This window comes from Burkholderiaceae bacterium (assembly GCA_024235995.1).
Lineage (GTDB): Bacteria > Pseudomonadota > Gammaproteobacteria > Burkholderiales > Burkholderiaceae_C > Ottowia.
In genome coordinates, this window is sequence record JACKLI010000001.1 from 2,095,520 (window position 1) to 2,113,894 (window position 18,375).

Below are 18,375 nucleotides of genomic sequence, written 5' to 3' on the forward strand. Positions count from 1 at the left end.
GGTACCTTCCATCCTCTTCAACTCAACTTCCGAACGGAACACGGAGAATATCGTGAGCAACAAAGGGCAACTCCTACAAGACCCGTTTTTGAACACTCTGCGCCGCGAGCACATCCCGGTGTCGATCTATCTGGTCAACGGCATCAAGCTGCAGGGGCAGGTCGAATCCTTCGACCAGTACGTCGTGCTGCTGCGCAACACGGTCACGCAAATGGTCTACAAGCACGCCATCTCGACCATCGTGCCGGGCCGCGCGGTCAATTTCAGCACCGCCGCCGAGACCGCCGAATCCGAGCAATAACCTCGTCTTGACGTTGTCCGGTCTGCGCAAGCAGCTCCTTGTCTTGTAGCAAACCGGCAACGAACGTCCCGCTGCACCCGACGTTGTCACCCGCTCCCGCCGCGCCCCGTACCGCCGCCGTCCTGGTGGGCGTCGACCTGGGCGCGCCGCACTTCGACCGCGACCTCGTCGAGCTGGGCCTGCTGGCCGAGACCGCCGGCATGCAGCCGGTGGCGCGCCTGACCTGCAAGCGCCCCGCGCCCGACGCCGCCCTGTTCGTGGGCAGCGGCAAGGCCGACGAAATCCGCCTGCTGGCCGCCGCCGAAGGCGCGCAGGAGGTGCTGTTCGACCAGGCGCTCTCGCCCGTGCAGCAGCGCAACCTGGAGCGCGCCATCGGCCTGCCGGTCAACGACCGCACGCTGCTCATCCTCGAGATCTTCGCCCAGCGCGCGCGCAGCCACGAGGGCAAGCTGCAGGTGGAGCTGGCGCGCCTGCAATACCTCAGCACCCGCCTGGTGCGCCGCTGGTCGCACCTGGAGCGCCAGCAGGGCGGCATCGGCGGGCGCGGCGGCCCGGGTGAGACGCAGATCGAGCTGGACCGGCGCATGATCGGCGAGGCCATCAAGCGCACCAAGGAGCGCCTCATCAAGGTCAAGCGCCAGCGCCAGACCCAGCGGCGCCAGCGCGAGCGGCGCCAGACTTTCAACATCTCGCTGGTGGGCTACACCAACGCCGGCAAGTCCAGCCTGTTCAACGCCCTGGTCAAGGCGCGCGCCTACGCGGCCGACCAGCTGTTTGCCACGCTGGACACCACCACGCGCCAGCTCTACCTGGGCGAGGCGGCGGGCTCGGCCTCGCTGTCGGACACCGTGGGCTTCATCCGCGACCTGCCGCACGGCCTGGTCGAGGCCTTCGAGGCCACGCTGCAGGAGGCGGCCGATGCCGACGTGCTGCTGCACGTGGTGGACGCCGCCAACCCCGCCTTTCCCGAGCAGATGGCCGAGGTGCAGCGCGTGCTGCACGAAATCGGCGCCCAGGACGTACCGCAGTTGGTGGTGTTCAACAAGCTGGACGCGCTGCCACCCGGCCAGCGCCCCGCCGCGCTGCAGGACGCGATGGACGTCGCCGGCCAGCCGCTGGCGCGCTTTTTCGTCAGCGCCCGCACGGGCGAAGGCCTGGGGCCGCTGCGCGAGGAACTGGCGCGCCGCGTGCAGGCCGCGGTGCAGGCGCGCAAAACCGCACCCGAGGGCGGCGCACATGCGATTGGGCACAATGGATGGATGAACAGCCGAGAAATCGACGAATGAAGCCACGTTTCAATGCCTTGCGTCCGGCGGGTTGGCCGGGCCGGATCCGGGGCATGTTCAACCTGAACGACCCGCAGTGGGGGCGCGGCGACGGGCCCGCCAACGCGGACGAACCTGCGCGCCCGGACGATCGGCGCGCCTCGCCCACCCCGCCGCCTCCGCCCCCGCAACCCCCGCGCGGCAACGGCTCCAACCAGGGTCCGCCCGACCTGGACGAGCTGTGGCGCGACTTCAACCGCAAGCTGGGCGGCCTGCTGGGCGGGCGTGGCGGCAATGGTGGCGGCGGCGGTGGCAATCGCCGTGGCGGCACGGGCGGCGGAGGCGACTTCCAGCCCGACATGAAAAACGCCGGGCTGGGCATCGGCGTGATTGCGGCCATCGCCGTGCTGATCTGGCTGGGCTCGGGCTTTTTCATCGTGCAGGAGGGCCAGCAGGCCGTCATCACGCAGTTCGGCAAGTACCACTCCACGGTGGGCGCGGGCTTCAACTGGCGCCTGCCCTGGCCGTTCCAGCGCCAGGAGACCGTGCGCGTGACGCAGATCCGCTCGGTCGACGTGGGGCGCGACACGGTGATGAAGGCCACCGGCCTGCGCGAGTCGGCCATGCTCACGCGCGACGAAAACATCGTCGAGATCAAGTTCGCCGTGCAGTACCGCCTGAACGACGCGCGCGAGTACCTGTTCGAAAGCAAGAACCCCGACGACGCCGTGGTGCAGGTGGCCGAAAGCGCCGTGCGCGAGGTGGTGGGCAAGATGACCATGGACAACGCCATGGCCGACGAGCGCGACCAGATCGCCCCGCGCGTGCGCGACCACATGCAGGCCATCCTGGACCGCTACAAGGTCGGCATCGAGGTGGTGGCCATCAACATGCAGCAGGGCGGCGTGCGTCCGCCCGAGCAGGTGCAGGCCGCGTTCGACGACGTGCTCAAGGCCACGCAGGAGCGCGAGCGCGTCAAGAACGAGGCGCAGGCCTACGCCAACGACGTGGTGCCGCGCGCCGTGGGTACCGCCGCGCGCCTGAAGGAAGAGTCCATGGGCTACAAGGCGCGCGTGGTGGCGCAGGCGCAGGGCGACGCGCAGCGCTTTTCGTCCGTGCTGACCGAGTACCGCAAGGCGCCGCAGGTCACGCGCGAGCGCATGTACATCGACGCGATGCAGCAGATCTACGGCGGCGTCAACAAGATCCTGGTGGACAGCCGCGCCGGCGGCAACCTGCTGTACCTGCCGCTGGACAAGCTGATGCAGGCCGCCGGCAGCCCCGCGCCCAGCGCGCCCGCCAGCGGCAGCGCGCCGGCGTCCGGCAGCGCGCCCGCCGGCACGCCGGCCCCCGCCACCGACTCCCGCAGCCAGGACAACGGCCGCAGCCGCGACAACGCGCGCAGCCGTCCGGCGGATTTCCGCTGATTTTCACGCCCCCATCCCATGAACAAGATCGGATTCTTCGGCGTTGCCCTTCTCATCGTCCTGGGCCTGCTCGGCTCCATGCTGTTCGTGGTCGACCAGCGCCAGTTCGGCGTGGTCTACCAGCTGGGCCAGATCAAGGACGTGATCACCCAGCCGGGCCTGAACTTCAAGTGGCCGGCGCCGTTCCAGAACGTCAGCTACATCGACAAGCGCCTGCTCACGCTCGACAGCATGGACACCGAGCCGCTGCTGACGGCCGAGAAGCAGCGCGTGGTCATCGACTGGTACGTGCGCTGGCGCATCTCCGACCCGCAGGCCTACATCCGCAACGTGGGGCTGGACGAAAGCGCCGGCGCCACGCAGCTCAACCGCGTGGTGCGCAACGCCTTCCAGGAAGAGATCAACCGCCGCACCGTGGGCGAGCTGATCGCCTCCCAGCGCGACAGCCTGATGAGCGACGTCAAGCGCGAGGTGACCGCCGCCGTCAAGGGCGCCAAGCCCTGGGGCATCGACATCGTCGACGTGCGCATCACGCGCGCCGACTACGTGGCCTCGATCACCGAGTCGGTCTACCGCCGCATGGAGGCCGAGCGCCAGCGCGTGGCCAACGAGCTGCGCTCCACCGGCGCGGCCGAGGGCGAGCAGATCCGCGCCGACGCCGACCGCCAGCGCGAGGTGACGGTGGCCAACGCCGCGCGCGACGCCGAGAAGGTGCGCGGCGAGGGCGACGCCCAGGCCAACGCCATCTACGGCGAGGCCTTCGGCAAGGACCCGCAGTTCGCCGAGTTCTACCGCAGCCTGGACGCCTACAAGGCCAGCATCGGCAAGAAGGGCGACCTGCTGGTGGTCGACCCGGCCTCGTCGGACTTCTTCAAGGCCCTGCGCCAGGCGCCGGCGACGGCGGGCGCGCGCTGACGGGCGAGGCGAGGGCGTCATGAGCGGCGAGACCCTGCTGACGGCCGTGGGCCTGGTCTTCATCCTCGAAGGCCTGCTGCCCCTGGTGGCGCCCGCCGCCTGGCGGCGCGCCTTCACGCAGCTGCTGCAGCTGCACGACGGGCAGATCCGCTTTGTCGGCCTGCTGGCGCTGCTGGCCGGCCTGCTGCTGCTGATCCTGAACGCCGATTGACCCGGCGCCGGCCCGGCTGCCACGCCCGGGCCTTCGACCCCACGCCCGCGAGCGCGACAGGCGCCCGGTAGAATCCTGTTTTCAACAGCGCCGCCAAGGCCTTGCCATGTCCGCCTGGCTCCTGCCGGATCACATTGCCGACGTTCTGCCCTCCGAGGCCCGGCACATCGAAGAACTCCGTCGCGCGCTGCTCGATACCGCGCGCGGCTATGGCTATGAGCTGGTGATCCCGCCGCTCATCGAGCACCTCGAATCCCTGCTCACCGGCACCGGCGAGGCGCTGAGCCTGCAGACCTTCAAGCTGGTCGACCAACTCTCGGGCCGCACCCTGGGCCTGCGCGCCGACACCACGCCGCAGGTGGCGCGCATCGACGCCCACCTGCTGGGGCGCGGCGCCGTCACCCGCCTGTGCTATTGCGGCCCGGTGCTGCACACTCGCCCCGAGCGGGCGCACGCCACGCGCGAGCCGCTGCAGCTGGGCGCCGAGATCTACGGCTACGCCGGCCGCGAGGCCGACCTGGAAGTGCTGCGCCTGGCGCTGGACTGCCTGGGCGCTGCGTCCGTCCAGGGCCTGAACGTGGACCTGGCCGACGCGCGCATCGTGCGCGCCCTGCTGGCCGGCGTGAGCGACGAGGCCGCGCGCGCCGACATCCACCGCGCGCTGGCCAGCAAGGACGCCAGCGCCCTGGCCCAGGCCAGCGCTGGCCTGGCGCCGGCGGTGCGCCAGAGCCTGCTGGCCCTGGTGCAGCTGTACGGCGACGCCACCGTGCTCGATGAGGCCGAAAAAATCCTGCAGCCCTTGCCCGACGTGCGCGCCGCGCTATCGGACTTGAAGTGGCTGGCGGAGCGCCTGGAGGGCGTGCGCATCGGCTTCGACCTGGCCGACGCGCGCGGCTGGGGCTACTACAGCGGCATGCGGTTCTCGGTCTACGCCAAAGGTGCGGGCGACGCGCTGCTGCGCGGCGGGCGCTACGACGGCGTGGGCGCGGTGTTCGGCCACAAGCGCGACCGCGACCGGCCCGCCGTGGGCTTCAGCCTGGACCTCAAGCAGCTGGTGCGCGCCGTGCCGCCGCAGCCGCTGCGCGCCGCCATCCGCGCGCCCTGGGGCGACGCGCCGGGCCTGGCCGCCGCCGTGGCCGCGCTGCGCCGCGAAGGCGAGACGGTGGTGCGCGTGCTGCCGGGCGAGGACGGCGAGCTGGACGAATTTCACTGCGACCGCGAGCTGGTGCCGCATGGCGAGCGCTGGGCCGTGGTGTCCCTGTAAACGGTTTTTGTTTTTGGAGCGATAGGCAATGAGCGTGACAAGCGGACGCAACGTGGTCGTGGTCGGCACCCAGTGGGGCGACGAGGGCAAGGGCAAGCTGGTGGACTGGCTGACCGAGAGCGCGCAGGGCGTGGTGCGCTTCCAGGGCGGGCACAACGCCGGCCACACCCTGGTTATCAACGGCGTCAAGACGGCGCTGCACCTGATCCCCAGCGGCATCATGCGCCCGGGCGTGACCTGCTACATCGGCAACGGCGTGGTGCTGTCGGTGGCCAAGCTGATCGAGGAAATCGAAAACCTTGAAAAGGCCGGCGTCGAGGTGCGCTCGCGCCTGCGCATCAGCGAGGCCTGCCCGCTGATCCTGCCCTTTCACGCCGCGCTGGACGTGGCGCGCGAGGCCTTCCGCGAGCAGGGCGGGCTGGAAAAAATCGGCACCACCGGCCGCGGCATCGGCCCGGCGTACGAGGACAAGATCGCTCGCCGCGCCCTGCGCGTGCAGGACTTACGCCACCCCGAGCGCTTTGCCCAAAAGCTGAAGGTGCTGCTCACCTTGCACAACCACGTGCTGACGCAGCTGCTGAACGCCCCGGCCGTCGACTACCAGACGGTGTACGACGAGGCCATGCGCCACGCCGAATTCATCCGCCCCATGATCGCCGACGTCTCGCGCGAGCTGAACGAGGCCAACCAGCGCGGCGCCAACCTGCTGTTCGAGGGCGCGCAGGGCACGCTGCTGGACGTCGACCACGGCACCTACCCCTACGTCACCTCCAGCAACTGCGTGGCCGGCAACGCCGCCGCCGGCTCGGGCGTCGGCCCCGGCCTGCTGCACTACGTGCTGGGCATCACCAAGGCCTACTGCACGCGCGTGGGCGGTGGGCCTTTCCCGACCGAGCTGGACTGGAAGACGCCCGGCACCGTCGGCCACCACCTGTCCACCGTCGGCGCCGAGATGGGCGTCACCACCGGGCGGCCGCGCCGCTGCGGCTGGTTCGACGCCGCGCTGCTCAAGCGCAGCGCCCAGGTCAACGGCCTGTCGGGCCTGTGCATCACCAAGCTGGACGTGCTGGACGGCCTGCAGGAGCTGAAGCTGTGCACCGGCTACGAGCTGGACGGCGAGCACATCGACCTGCTGCCGCTGGGCGCCGACGAGATCGAGCGCTGCAAGCCCATCTACGAAACCATGGAAGGCTGGAGCGAAAGCACCGTGGGCGCGACCGACTACGAGCAGCTGCCCGTGGCCGCGCGCCTGTACCTGCAGCGCATCGAGCACGTCACCGGCGTGCCGATCCACCTGGTGTCCACCAGCCCCGACCGCGAGCACACCATCATGGTGCGCCACCCCTTCCTGGCCGATTGAGATTTTCAAGCCAGATCGGCCTCTGGCCGGCGTTACACCTGCGCAACCAGCTATCAATCGAGGAGTTACCGGCATGTTGACCGAAGACGGCAAGCACCTGTACGTGAGCTACGACGAATACCACGACCTGATCGAAAAGCTCGCGATCAAGGTGCACCAGTCGGGCTGGCGCTTCGACACCATCCTGTGCCTGGCGCGCGGCGGCATGCGCCCGGGCGACGTGCTCTCGCGCATCTTCGACGTGCCGCTGGCCATCATGTCCACCAGCTCGTACCGCGCCGAGGAAGGCACGGTGCAGGGCCACCTGGACATCGCCCACTACATCACCACGCCGCAGGGCCAGATCGCCGGCAAGGTGCTGCTGGTCGACGACCTGGCCGACACCGGCGTGACGCTGAACGCGGTGGTCGAGCGCCTGCGCACCAACTACCAGCCCATCACCGAGCTGCGCACCGCCGTCCTCTGGACCAAGGGCACGTCCAACTTCCAGGCCGACTACTCGGTTGAGCACCTGCCCACCAACCCCTGGATCCACCAGCCCTTCGAGGGCTACGACGGCATGTCGCCGGAGCGATTGCTGGCCAAGTGGAAGGTTTGAGCCACTGCACTACCATCGGTGCATGACCGACCCGACCACCCAGCTGATCCACCACCCCTACCAGCCGCCCGCCGGCTTCGACGCACCGCTGCCGGCGGTGCACAAGGCCTCCACGGTCTTCTTTCCCAACGTCGCGGCCATGCGCACGCGCGACTGGAAGGACAAGAGCGCCTACACCTACGGCCTGCACGGCACGCCCAGTACCTTCACGCTCGAGGAGCGCATCGCCACGCTGGAGCACGGCCAATATTGCGTGCTGCTGCCCAGCGGCCTGGCGGCGGTGGCCTGCGCCTCGCTGGCGCTGCTCAAGTCCGGCGACGAGGTGCTGGTGCCCGACAACGCCTACGGCCCCAACAAGGCGCTGACCGAGGGCGAGCTGGCGGCCTGGGGCATCACGCACCAGTACTACGACCCCATGAGCGTGGCCGACCTGGCCGCGCGCATCAACGAGCGCACGCGCTTGGTGTGGCTGGAGGCCGCCGGCTCCATCACGCTGGAGTTTCCCGACCTGATCGAGCAGGTGCGCCTGTGCCGCGCGCGCGGCGTGACCTGCGTGCTGGACAACACCTGGGGCGCGGGCCTGGCTTTCAACCCGTTCGACCTGGACGGCCAGGGCCTGGGCGTTCACGTCTCGGTGCACGCCCTCACCAAATACCCCAGCGGCGGCGGCGACGTGCTGATGGGCAGCGTGAGCACGCGCGACGAGGCGCTGCACCGCCGCATCCTGCTGACGCACATGCGCCTGGGCTTCGGCGTCAGCGCCGGCGACACCGAGACGCTGCTGCGCGCGCTGCCCAGCATCGCCCTGCGCTACCACGCGCAGGACCAGGCGGCGCGCCAGCTGGCGCGCTGGTGCGCGCAGCAGCCGGCGTTTGCCCAGGTGCTGCACCCGGCGCTGACCGGCAGCCCCGGCCACGCCCACTGGCAGCAGGTGTGCGGCGCGGCCGACGCGCTCGGCGGCGGCGCCGCGGCCGGCCTGTTCAGCGTGATGGTGCATGAGCGCTACAGCCAGGCGCAGGTCGACGCCTTTTGCGACGGCCTGCGCCTGTTCAGGCTGGGCTACAGCTGGGGCGGGCCGATCAGCCTGGTCGTGCCCTACGACCTGGCCGCCATCCGCGCCCACGGCTGGCCGGCGCACCTGGCGCGTGGCACGGTGGTGCGCTTTTCCACCGGCCTGGAGGCGGTGGCCGACCTGCAGGCCGACTTGGCGCAGGCCATGGCGCGAGCCTTGGGCTGATGCCAGCAGCGGGGAATCAAATACCGAACGCAGAGGGCGCAAAGAAAACGCAAAAGACGCAAAAAAATCAACGAACCCGTTGACACCCACCAATCAACGGTGAACGTGCGCGCAGCGGATTTCTGGTGTTTTTTTGCAGTGGCCACGGCATCTGCGCCTGGACAAGTCCAGTACAGGGGCTTGATGGTGGTGTCGCAGTCCAATTCCAGATTCGTTGTTGACTTGGCGTTTTGGATGCTGCTGGTGGCAGGGAACTTGCTACGCCACCGAACGATCTGCGATTTCCGGGCTTTCCATCTCAAGGCGAGGCTTCGCACATCGTCTTGGCGGCCGAACTGGACAACGTTGCACCGGATGCGAACTGGCTGCTGCCGATGATCCAGACGGTCAAGGACAACCTGGGCGAACTTCCCCAGCGCGCGGTCTGGCCGACGCCGGCTACCGCAGCGAAGGCAACCTGAAGAGCGCACCGATCGAGCCGGTGGTGGCACTGGGCCGTGAAGGCAAAGAGCACGCCCAAATCGGCGTCCCGCAGTACCCGCACACGGTGGCGATGGCAGCCAAGTTGCAGATCGACAACGTCACTGAAGGCGCTGCTGCAGACCGCACCAGCGCGCGATGAGTCCCCAGATGAATCGCCTGCCCCTTGACGGTCGAACCGCGCTCAGAGCAACGGCTTGACGCAGCCCAATGGCGAAGTCCTGACGGTTCTGCCGCGCAGACTCCCAGCCCAGCAATACGGCTTTCATGTTCAGGCCACCGGCGGGAAAGCGTGGGGGGCGCCTGCTTCAGGCTCGAGTTCGCAGTCCAGAGAGTTGACAATGCGTGCGACGCCGCAATAGAACGCACCGGTCGCGAGCAACTCCATCAGGTGCTTCTCTCCGAAGCGCTCCAGCAAGGCCTTCATGGTCGCAGCGCTCGCGCCGCTGGCGTGTGTCAGGTCGTCCGCGAGCTGCAGAACCAGAGATTGGTCGGCATCGAACAGTGCGCCATCGCGCCAATGCGGCAATGCGGCCAGCTGTGCCGGCGTGACGCCTTCTGCCAGTGCCATATGCGCGTGGTGGCCGTATTCGTACCTGGATTCGTGTCGGCAGGCGATCTGCACGATCAACAGCTCGCGCAGCCTGCGCGGGACTGACAGTTCGTTGCGAAGGCCGCGTGCGAATGGCGCCCATACCTTGGCGAGCGCCGGGGACCAAGCCATCATCCGCCAGACGTTCAGCACCGTGCCGCGCTGCTTCATCTTCTCGAAAACGTCCTTCAGTTCCGGGTCCACGGTATCTGTATCGACCATCTTCATGCGTGCCATGCTCTTGCTTCCTTCGATTTTGTATCCGTGAAATCATGCGATCGGTCGATCCAGGTCGATTGATCAACGGTTCCATCGAATTGATCTTCCGTTTCATATTCGGCCAACCCGCCGGGATCGGATGAAGCTGGTGCTGAAGCTGGCACGGAACCAATGCGCAAAGGCACTAGCAGAGGAAAAACCGAGCATCGAGGCTGCGTCTTCCAGCGAATGGTCACTGTCACTGCACAGCTTCAGAGCCAGCTCGCGGCGGACGGAATCCAGCACCGACTTGAATGGCTCGCCCTCCAGGCTCAGCTGCCGGTGCAAGGTCTGCCGACTGACACCCAGGTGCTGCGCCACCCTGTCGACCGTGCAACGGCCGTTGCCCAACAACGCCGCGATCAAGTGGCGCACGGTTTCCCGTCGCGCAGGCTTGCGTTGGCTGAGCGCAGTGTCGAGAAAGCGGCGCGCGAAACTGGCAAGCCCGGGCTGCGGCGGAGTCAGCTCCCGGGTCATGTCGCTTGCCGAGCAGACGATGCCGTTGAAAGCGCTGTTGAACTCGATATCCTTGCCAAGGAAAGACCTGTGAAAGCGCAAGTCGTGAGGCGGCCGATGGGTGAAGCAAACCAGGCAAGGCTGCCATCCGGGGCCCAGGATGTCGCGTAGCATCTGAAACATCACGCCAACCGTCAGCTCCATCGCCTGGCGCGTCGGAATCGACTTGCCCAGCATCAATTCCTCGCGGATGACAACGACGTCGTCCTCTTCATCGACCAGCGCCAGCAACGCGTCATTGAGCACTCGGTTGTAGCTCAGCAGCGTCTTCAACGCTTTCAGCGCCGTGCTCTCCTGCTTGATTACCAAGCTGACGGGCCCGAGTTCCCAGATATGCCGGCGGCTTGCCAGCTTCAGGCCGAACGCCTCCATTTCAGAGGCCTGCGCGCATAGATCCAGTAATCGGCACACCGCCTCCATGCCGATCAGGGTCTCGTTGTCGTCAAGGCAGCGGCGCGGCAGGCCCGCCTTGCGCATCATCGCGAACGGGTCGAGGCCGGCCGACTGCGCCAGATCCGTGAACCCCGTCAGGCTGGCGCTGCGGATGAGGTGAGATGTCTGAGTCATGGAGGCCTCCGGTGGCTTCGCACTTGAGACAACTAATCAATTCGTCGCGACAACCGATCAATTCGTCAGGAACGACGGCTCGCATCATAACGACAAGCGCGGTCACAGCCTGTAATCGCAGGCTCCGCAGCTACCAAGGAATACCATGCACTTCCTCGATGGGGCCCTGCTGCCCGAAAACCAGGAGAAACTCGTCATTACCGCCGCCCCTTACGGCCCGCAATGGGAGCCGGGAGACTTCCCGTCCGACATCCCGGTGACGATCGAGGAGCAGGTACAAAAGGCGGTCGATTGCTACAACGCCGGCGCCACGGTGCTCCACTTCCATGCCCGCGAGGACGATGGCTCCGGCTGCAAGAACCTCGACCGCTTCAACGAGATTCTCGCTCGCATCAAGCAGGCGGTGCCCGACATGATCATCCAGGTCGGCGGCTCGATCTCGTTTGCTCCCGTCGAGGAAGGCGCCCCTGCCGAGTGGTTGAGCGACGAGACGCGCCACATGCTGGCGCGCCTGCAGCCAACGCCCGAGCAGGTCACCGTGGCCATCAACACCGGCCAGATGAACACGACGGAAATCATGACCCCCGAGGATTACGCGGGCACCTCGTTCGAGCGCAAGGCGGTCTTCGATGCTTACGAGGAAATGATCGTACCGGCCGGCCCCGCGTGGCTGCGCGAGCATCTTGCCCAGTTGTCGGCCAACGGCATCCAGCCGCATTTCCAGATCACCATGAAGTCGGGCCTCGTCACCCTTGAGCGCCTGATCCGGCGCGGCCTCTACAAGGGCCCGCTGAACATCAACTGGGTCGCTCTCAGTGGCGGTTTCGACAACCCGGACCCGTATTCCATGATGGAGTTCATCCGCCTTCTGCCCGATGGTTCGACTCTCACTCTGGAAGCGCTGATGCGCGCCACCCTTCCGATCAACACCATGGCCATCGCCATGGGCCTGCACGTGCGCTGCGGCATCGAGGACACGCTCTGGGGCCCCAGGGGGGAGTACATCAGCAGCGTGAAGCAGATCGAGCAACTGGTGCGCATCTCGCGCGAACTGGGGCGAGAGGTCGCATCGGCCCAAGAGGCGCGCAAGATCTTCAAGATCGGCAAGCGCTACGAGACAGTCGATCAAACGCTCGCCGAGTTGCGCTATCCCAGCACTCGCCGCCCGGTTCATCCGGGGCTCGCAGAACGCATGGTGGCAGCATGAGCATGGCACCCACGCTGTTGCTGATACCCGGCCTGCGTGACGAAGCGCCGGGCCACTGGCAGGCGATTCTCGCCAGCCAATGTCCGGGCGCCGTGTCGCTGCCGGCGCTGGGCCGCAGAAACATCGATCTGGCCGCCCGCCTGGTGCAGATCGAAGAGGCTGTCCAGGCCATCAAGGGGCCTGTGGTGGTGGTTGCGCACAGCGGCGGCACCATTGCCACAGCACATTGGGCCCAGCGCACCCACGCCGCCATCCACGGAGCCCTGCTGGCGACGCCGCCGCTGTTCGCGGGCCCGCTGGGGCCCGAGTTTCCGGATCTGGCCGATTTCCAGCGCCACGGCTGGGTGCCAATTCCCCGCTCGCCACTGCCGTTTCGCTGCATCGTGGCAGCGAGCAGGAACGACCCACTGGGCGCCTACGAAGGCGTCAGCGAACTGGCGCGCGACTGGGGTGCCAGCCTATTCGACCTGGGAGAAAGTGGCCATCTGAATCCGGCCTCTGGTTTCGGCCCTTGGCCTACCGCGCTGGATTTGGTTCGTGAGCTGGCGCTCCCCGCGCCGATTCCAATGAATTAGGCCTCATGACGCGTGAAAAACTCAAGGAGACATCAATGAAGACTTCGATCCACGTGGTTTGGCGTTTCGCGCTCGCCGCATTGCTCCTGGCCGGCACATCGCTGGCCCAGGCCTGGCCCGAACGGGTCATCAAAATTATCGTCCCCGCGCCACCCGGTGGAAACATGGACGTGCCCGCTCGCGTCTTTGCCAACTTCCTGTCCAAGGAGGTTGGTTTCCCCGTCATCGTGGAGAACAAGGCCGGCGCGGGAGGGGCCATCGGCGTGCAGGCCATGCTGAATGCGCCGGCCGACGGGCACACGATTCTGTACACCAGCTCCAACGTGCTCACCGAGATACCGCACGTCATGAAGCCGCCTTACGACCCGATGAAGGACGTACGGCCGGTGGCAGCGCTTACAAAGTACCGTTATGTTTTGGTCGTTGCGAAGGACTATCCCGCGAACGATTTGGCCGGCATGGCGCGCCAGCTCAAGGCTGCGCCGGACCAGGGCAGCTTTGCATCCCCAAGCCCTGGAACGGTCGCGCAGTTCGGTGGCGAGATGCTCAATCGCAAGCTCGGAGTGAACATGCAGCACATTCCATATTATGGAACACCTCCCGCCCTGAACGCAGTGATGTCCAAGCAGGTCACGATGGTTCTGGACAGCGTCGTCACTTCGGGGCCCCTGCTGCAAGGCGGAAAACTCAAGGCGCTGGCCATCGCCGGCACCACCCGCTACGCCGGCATGCCGCAGGTTCCGACCTTCGCCGAGCAAGGCTTTCCGGAGTTCAGTGATTTCAACGGCTGGCAGGGCATCGCGGTGTCTCCCAAGGTGCCGGCCCCCATTGTCGAAAAGCTCTACGCCGTGACGCGCCGCATCGCCGACCTGACGCCGTTCAAGGACCAGATCGCCCGGATCGGCTTCGAGCCGGTCGTGCCCGATTCGTTGCAGCAGTTCGCGCAGCACCTGCAGTCGGACTACGACCGCTTCGGCGTGCTGAATCGCACGTTCGCCCTGAAGCAATGAAGCTTGGTCAACCTTGAAGGAGATAAGTCAACCATGAAAGCAGCCATGATTGTTTCAGGCTCGCAAGGCGGTCACCTGGAAATCCAGCAGATTCCTCGCCCGACACCCGGCCCCGGCCAGGCAGTCGTGCAGGTAATGGCCTCCGGTCTGAACCGGGGCGAATTGATCCGTGTGCGTGAAGCGAGAAGTGGGGCCCCGATCCTGGCCGGCATTGAATTCGCTGGCATCGTCAGCCAGGTCGGACCGGATGTGCGCGGCGTGCGCGAAGGCGACCGCGTCGTCGGTCATGGGTGGGGCGGCCAGTCCGAATATGTACTGGCCGAGGTGCGCGCGCTGATGCCGATACCCGTCACGTTGTCCTGGGCCGAGGCGGCGGCATTCCCCAATGTGTTCATCACGGCACACGATGCGCTGGTCACCAATGGCGAGTTCCGCTCCGGCCAGTCCGTGCTGGTCAATGCCGCCACCGGCGGCGTTGGCCTGGCGGCCATACAACTGGCCGCCCAGCTTGGCGCCAGCAGGGTCATCGGTACCTCGCGCTCGGCGGAGAAGCTGGCGCGGCTGCGCGAATACGGCGCGACGCACGTCATCGACGCCTCGCAACCGGACATGGTGCAGGCCGTGCGGGATGCCACCGACGGGCGTGGTGTGGACGTGATCATCGACTCCGTGGGCGGCTCGGTGTTCGACGCCAACCTGAAAAGCATGGCCGTGCGCGGCCGATTGGTCATCATCGCACGCATGAGCGGTGTCGAGACTGCCCAGGTCGACATCAAACATCTGTGGATCAATCGCCTGAAGGTGATCGGGACCACGTTCCGCACTCGTACGGAGGAAGAGCGGCTTGCCCTGATCGAAGCATGTGCGCGCGACGTGCTGCCGCTGCTGCGCGAAGGCCGCCTCAAACAACCGATCGACAGTATTTTCGCGCTCGATGACATCGAGCAGGCTCATGCCCACATGGCGAGCGACCAGCATTTCGGAAAGATCATCCTGGCCGTCCATCAGGATGCAATGGCAGCCAGCGTGTAACCCATGTCGCTGCGTGCGACGAAAAAGGAGATGGTATGAATATGAAAGTAACGCCGCTCACTGGGTCGGTTGGAGCCTCGGTCGAGGGCATTTCGCTCGCCGAGTCCTTGACCAGCGAACAGTTTGATCAATTGCGCGAGGCGTTTCATCGCCACTGCATGCTGGTGTTTCGTGACCAGCACCTCGCTCCTGGGCCTCAACTCGCTTTCGCCCGTCGCTGGGGTGAGCCGATGGTTCCGGCCTTGCTTTCCAAGCTGCAACTCGAGGGGTTTCCCGAGGTGATCCAGATCCGGACGGCACCGAAGGAACTCACCTCGACCGAAGCCTGGCATTACGACGCGCCGCATACGCCGGTGCCGCCCAAGATCTCCATCTTGAGCGCGCAGGTGGTGCCGGTGGGTGGTGACACGATGTGGACCAACCAGTACCTTGCCTACGAGAGTCTGTCGCCCGTCATGCAACGCATGCTGCAAGGCCTTCGGGTGCATTTCCGAGGTGCGCGACTGGCACGTTTCCAGGGCGTGTCCGGAGCCGAAGTGCCGCAGGCCGTGCATCCACTGGTGCGCACGCATCCAGAGACCGGCCGCAAGGTGCTCTACATCGGCCACGCCGACAACGTGCAAGGCATTGAAGGCATGAGCGACGCCGAAAGCCGGCCCCTGTTGAACTTCCTCTATGAGCACAGCACGCAGCCGGACAACGTATACCGCCACATGTGGCGTGTCGGGGACGTTGTCATGTGGGACAACCGGTGCACCATGCACTATGCGGTGCACGACTACGGCAAGCAGGAGCGCGTGCTGAACCGGGTGACTCTGAAGGGCGAGGTGCCTGCCTGATGCATGCCAGCCAGTTGGGGGCCGAGAGCGTCACCGCCGGCTTCCACTGGTGTTGCGCTTGACTTGCCGTATGCGGAACTGCAATCCAGTTCGGGTCAATCCCCATTGAGTGGACGTGGTTTTGTCCGTATCGTCGCGCGCCAGGGCCTCATGTCTGCGGGCCGATGACCAGTCTTCATGACCGAATCCGATCCAGCCGCCGCGGCGCCGGCGTCTGCCGACGCCTACCAGCCCTACGTGCCACCCCCGTCCACCGTGCCGCAGGCCGTCATGCGCCCGCTGGGGCTGCTGGACCCGCTGCGCTGGCTGCGCGCCGGCGCGGCCGATTTCGGGGCGGCGCCGGGCATCGGCCTGTTCTATGGGGCGTGCTTCTGGGGCATGGCGCTGGTGCTGGGGCTGGTGTTTCGCAGCCGGCCCGAATACGTGATGTCGATCGCCTCGGGCTGCCTGCTGCTGGGGCCGTTTCTGGCCATGGGCCTGTACGAGGTCAGCCGCCGGCGCGAGGCGGGCGAGCGGCCCACGCTGGGCGCCTCGGCCACCTGCTGGGAGCCGCACCTGCGCAGCCTGGCGCTGCTGGTGCTGGTGCTGATCGTGCTGGAGCTGCTGTGGGGGCGCGCCTCGCTGGTGGTGTTCGCGGTGTTTTTCTACACCGGCATGCCGTCCACCACCGGCGTCATCCGCGCCATCTTCAACCCCGAGAACATGGAGTTCGTGCTGGTCTACGCCGTGGTCGGCGGGCTGTTCGCGCTGCTGGTGTACGCCACCGCCGTGGTGTCGATCCCGATGATGCTGGACCGCGGCACCGATGCCATCTCGGCCGTTATCACCAGCATCCGCGTGGTGGCGGCCAACCCGGTCACGCTGCTGTGGTGGGGCTTTCTGATCACCCTGCTGGTGGCCGCGGCCCTGCTGCCCTGGGGCGCGGGCCTGCTGGTGGTCGGCCCCGTGCTGGGCCACGCCAGCTGGCACGCGTACCGTGGCTCGGTGCGCTGGCAGGAGCCGGCGGCGGTCGCCAGCCCGGGCTGATCAGTCCGCCAGGATCTCGGCGCTGGCCGCGGCCATGGCGGCGGCCGAGCGGCCGGCCAGTCGCACCACGCGCGCCTGCTCGAAGCGCGCGAAGTTGCGCCGCGTCGAGCTGGCGTAGCCGGGGTCGTAGTGCTTTTCCAGCAGCTCGCGCACCACGGCCTCGGTGTGGCCGGCGGCGATCTGCGCCTTCCAGCCATCGACGACGGCGCGCCCGCGCAGCGCCGTCAGGGTGTCCAGGCGCTGGCCGAAGTAGGCCGGGTCGCTGACGAAGAAGGGGTAGTCCTCCAGCAGCAGGGCCACGCGCTCGTCCTCGGACAGCTCCACGCGCAGGCAGGCGCTGGCGCGCATGGCGGCGATCAGCGGCTCGGGCAGGGTGAGGTTGCCGACCTTCTTGCTCTCGGCCTCGACGTACACCGGCCGCGCGGCGTCCAGCGCGCGCAGGGCGTCCCACACGCACATCTCGAAGTGCTTTTGCGTCGGCTGCGGCACGCCCGGGATGGCGCCCAGCACCGAGGCGCGGTGCCGCGCCAGGCCCTCCAGGTCCAGCACCTGCGCGCCGGCGGCGGCCAGCGCGTGCAGCAGGCGCGTCTTGCCCGAGCCGGTCGGGCCGCAGATGACGCGAAACGACAGCCGCTCGACGCGCGCCGGCAGGTCGGCCAGCATGGCGGCGCGAAAGGCCTTGTAGCCGCCTTCGATCAGGTGCACGCGAAAGCCGATCTGCCCCAGCACCAGCGCCAGCGCGCCGCTGCGCTGGCCGCCGCGCCAGCAGTACAGCAGCGGCTGCCAGCCCTTGGGCTTGTCCATGCATGCGCGCTCGATGTGCGCGGCGATATTGCGCGCCACCAGCGCGGCGCCGAGCTTGCGCGCCTCGAAGGGGTTGACCTGCACGTACAGCGTGCCCACGCGCGCGCGCTCGTCGTCGCGCAGGCTCGGCCAGTTGACGGCTCCGGGCAGGCGGTCGAGCGCGAACTCGCTTTCGCTGCGCGCGTCGATGACGGTGTCGAAGCCGGCCAGCCGCGCCAGCGCCTCGTCGGCGGCAATGCGTTGCACGCTCATTTCAACAACTTCTGCAAGGTGGGCCACACGTTGCCCAGGATGATGGGGTGCGCGGCGGCCGTGGGGTGGATGCGGTCGGCCTGAAACAGCCGAGTCGGGTCGGGCCCGTCGGCCACGCCCTTGAGCAAAAAGGGCACCAGCGCCGCCTTGTGCGCCCGCGCCACCTGGGCAAACAGCGCCTCGAAGCGCTGGCCGTACTGCGCGCCGTAGTTGGGCGGCACCTGCATTCCCACCAGCAGCACCTTCGCGCCCGCCTGCTGCGCGGCCTGCGTCATGGCGTTCAGGTTGGCCTCGGTCATCGCGAGCGGCAGGCCGCGCAGCGCGTCGTTGCCGCCCAGCTCGATCACCACCACGGCGGGGTGGTGCTTGTTCAGCAGGGCCGGCAGGCGCGCGCGCCCGCCCGAGCTGGTGTCGCCCGAGATGCTGGCGTTGACCACCTGCGCGGCGATCTTCTCGGTTGCCAGCTTCTGCTGCAGCAGCGCCACCCAGCCGCTGCCGCGGGCGATGCCGTATTCGGCGCTCAGCGAGTCGCCCAGCACCAGGATCACGGGCGGCTGGCCGGCCGCCAGGGCCGGCGCCGCGGGGGCGGCCAGCGCCAGGCGGATAAAGTGTCGTCGGTTCAAATCAAATGGCCCTTAC

General features: G+C 67.4%; 19 protein-coding genes and 1 pseudogene. 16 read left to right on the top strand and 4 right to left on the bottom strand.

The annotated features are described in order from the left end of the window. Positions 1 to 52 precede the first annotated feature (52 nt). From hfq to H6927_10160, 10 genes and pseudogenes are all read left to right on the top strand, one after another. A complete protein-coding gene (hfq, locus tag H6927_10115; GenBank protein MCP5218450.1) occupies positions 53 to 301 on the top strand; it encodes an RNA chaperone Hfq in 249 nt (82 codons plus the stop codon). Positions 302 to 426: 125 nt separating this feature from the next. Further along, a complete protein-coding gene (gene hflX, locus H6927_10120; GenBank protein ID MCP5218451.1) occupies positions 427 to 1,587 on the top strand; it encodes a GTPase HflX in 1,161 nt (386 codons plus the stop codon). Continuing rightward, positions 1,584 to 2,993, top strand: a complete 1,410-nt coding sequence (gene hflK, locus H6927_10125) for an FtsH protease activity modulator HflK (protein ID MCP5218452.1) — start codon at positions 1,584 to 1,586, stop codon at positions 2,991 to 2,993. Before hflX ends, hflK begins: the two co-directional genes overlap by 4 nt. Before the next feature lie 18 nt (positions 2,994 to 3,011). Beyond that, positions 3,012 to 3,908, top strand: a complete 897-nt coding sequence (locus H6927_10130; protein ID MCP5218453.1) for a protease modulator HflC — start codon at positions 3,012 to 3,014, stop codon at positions 3,906 to 3,908. Positions 3,909 to 3,927: 19 nt separating this feature from the next. Further along, the gene (locus tag H6927_10135) at positions 3,928 to 4,119 is read left to right on the top strand and encodes a DUF2065 domain-containing protein (protein ID MCP5218454.1); all 192 of its coding nucleotides are present in this window, start codon (positions 3,928 to 3,930) and stop codon (positions 4,117 to 4,119) included. Between the two features lie 106 nt (positions 4,120 to 4,225). Further along, positions 4,226 to 5,383, top strand: a complete 1,158-nt coding sequence (locus tag H6927_10140; protein ID MCP5218455.1) for an ATP phosphoribosyltransferase regulatory subunit — start codon at positions 4,226 to 4,228, stop codon at positions 5,381 to 5,383. A gap of 28 nt (positions 5,384 to 5,411) precedes the next feature. Then, the gene (locus H6927_10145) at positions 5,412 to 6,743 is read left to right on the top strand and encodes an adenylosuccinate synthase (GenBank protein ID MCP5218456.1); all 1,332 of its coding nucleotides are present in this window, start codon (positions 5,412 to 5,414) and stop codon (positions 6,741 to 6,743) included. A 73-nt stretch (positions 6,744 to 6,816) separates the two neighbouring features. After that, positions 6,817 to 7,341, top strand: a complete 525-nt coding sequence (locus H6927_10150) for a phosphoribosyltransferase (protein MCP5218457.1) — start codon at positions 6,817 to 6,819, stop codon at positions 7,339 to 7,341. A gap of 22 nt (positions 7,342 to 7,363) precedes the next feature. After that, positions 7,364 to 8,578, top strand: coding sequence for a PLP-dependent transferase (locus H6927_10155; GenBank protein MCP5218458.1), 1,215 nt, complete (start codon positions 7,364 to 7,366; stop codon positions 8,576 to 8,578). A gap of 305 nt (positions 8,579 to 8,883) precedes the next feature. After that, positions 8,884 to 9,149: pseudogene (locus H6927_10160) on the top strand (IS5/IS1182 family transposase). A 180-nt stretch (positions 9,150 to 9,329) separates the two neighbouring features. On the opposite strand, the gene H6927_10165 reads toward H6927_10160, so the two are convergent. Beyond that, positions 9,330 to 9,887: a carboxymuconolactone decarboxylase family protein gene (locus H6927_10165; protein ID MCP5218459.1), complete on the bottom strand. Its 558-nt coding sequence runs from the start codon at positions 9,885 to 9,887 to the stop codon at positions 9,330 to 9,332. Positions 9,888 to 9,980: 93 nt separating this feature from the next. Beyond that, complete coding sequence (locus tag H6927_10170; protein ID MCP5218460.1) at positions 9,981 to 10,991, bottom strand: AraC family transcriptional regulator ligand-binding domain-containing protein; 1,011 nt, start codon at positions 10,989 to 10,991, stop codon at positions 9,981 to 9,983. A 145-nt stretch (positions 10,992 to 11,136) separates the two neighbouring features. On the opposite strand from H6927_10170, the gene H6927_10175 reads away from it, so the two are divergent. The 6 genes from H6927_10175 to H6927_10200 all read left to right on the top strand — a co-directional run bounded on the left by H6927_10175 (position 11,137) and on the right by H6927_10200 (position 16,680). Next, positions 11,137 to 12,198 carry a 3-keto-5-aminohexanoate cleavage protein gene (locus H6927_10175; GenBank protein MCP5218461.1) on the top strand — a complete coding sequence of 354 codons (1,062 nt, stop codon included), beginning with the start codon at positions 11,137 to 11,139 and terminating at the stop codon, positions 12,196 to 12,198. After that, a complete protein-coding gene (locus tag H6927_10180; protein MCP5218462.1) occupies positions 12,195 to 12,773 on the top strand; it encodes a serine hydrolase family protein in 579 nt (192 codons plus the stop codon). The genes H6927_10175 and H6927_10180 overlap by 4 nt, the downstream gene beginning before the upstream one ends. Positions 12,774 to 12,808: 35 nt before the next feature. Next, positions 12,809 to 13,783 carry a tripartite tricarboxylate transporter substrate binding protein gene (locus H6927_10185; GenBank protein ID MCP5218463.1) on the top strand — a complete coding sequence of 325 codons (975 nt, stop codon included), beginning with the start codon at positions 12,809 to 12,811 and terminating at the stop codon, positions 13,781 to 13,783. Between the two features lie 33 nt (positions 13,784 to 13,816). After that, a complete protein-coding gene (locus tag H6927_10190) occupies positions 13,817 to 14,815 on the top strand; it encodes a zinc-binding dehydrogenase (GenBank protein MCP5218464.1) in 999 nt (332 codons plus the stop codon). A 35-nt stretch (positions 14,816 to 14,850) separates the two neighbouring features. Beyond that, positions 14,851 to 15,654: a TauD/TfdA family dioxygenase gene (locus H6927_10195; GenBank protein MCP5218465.1), complete on the top strand. Its 804-nt coding sequence runs from the start codon at positions 14,851 to 14,853 to the stop codon at positions 15,652 to 15,654. 177 nt (positions 15,655 to 15,831) lie between these two features. Then, a complete protein-coding gene (locus tag H6927_10200; GenBank protein ID MCP5218466.1) occupies positions 15,832 to 16,680 on the top strand; it encodes a DUF2189 domain-containing protein in 849 nt (282 codons plus the stop codon). On the opposite strand, the gene mnmH is transcribed toward H6927_10200, so the two are convergent. Together mnmH and H6927_10210 are read right to left on the bottom strand one after the other, a co-directional pair. Beyond that, complete coding sequence (gene mnmH, locus H6927_10205) at positions 16,681 to 17,736, bottom strand: tRNA 2-selenouridine(34) synthase MnmH (GenBank protein ID MCP5218467.1); 1,056 nt, start codon at positions 17,734 to 17,736, stop codon at positions 16,681 to 16,683. Further along, positions 17,733 to 18,359: an arylesterase gene (locus H6927_10210; GenBank protein ID MCP5218468.1), complete on the bottom strand. Its 627-nt coding sequence runs from the start codon at positions 18,357 to 18,359 to the stop codon at positions 17,733 to 17,735. Before H6927_10210 ends, mnmH begins: the two co-directional genes overlap by 4 nt. Between the last annotated feature and the right edge of the window lie 16 nt (positions 18,360 to 18,375).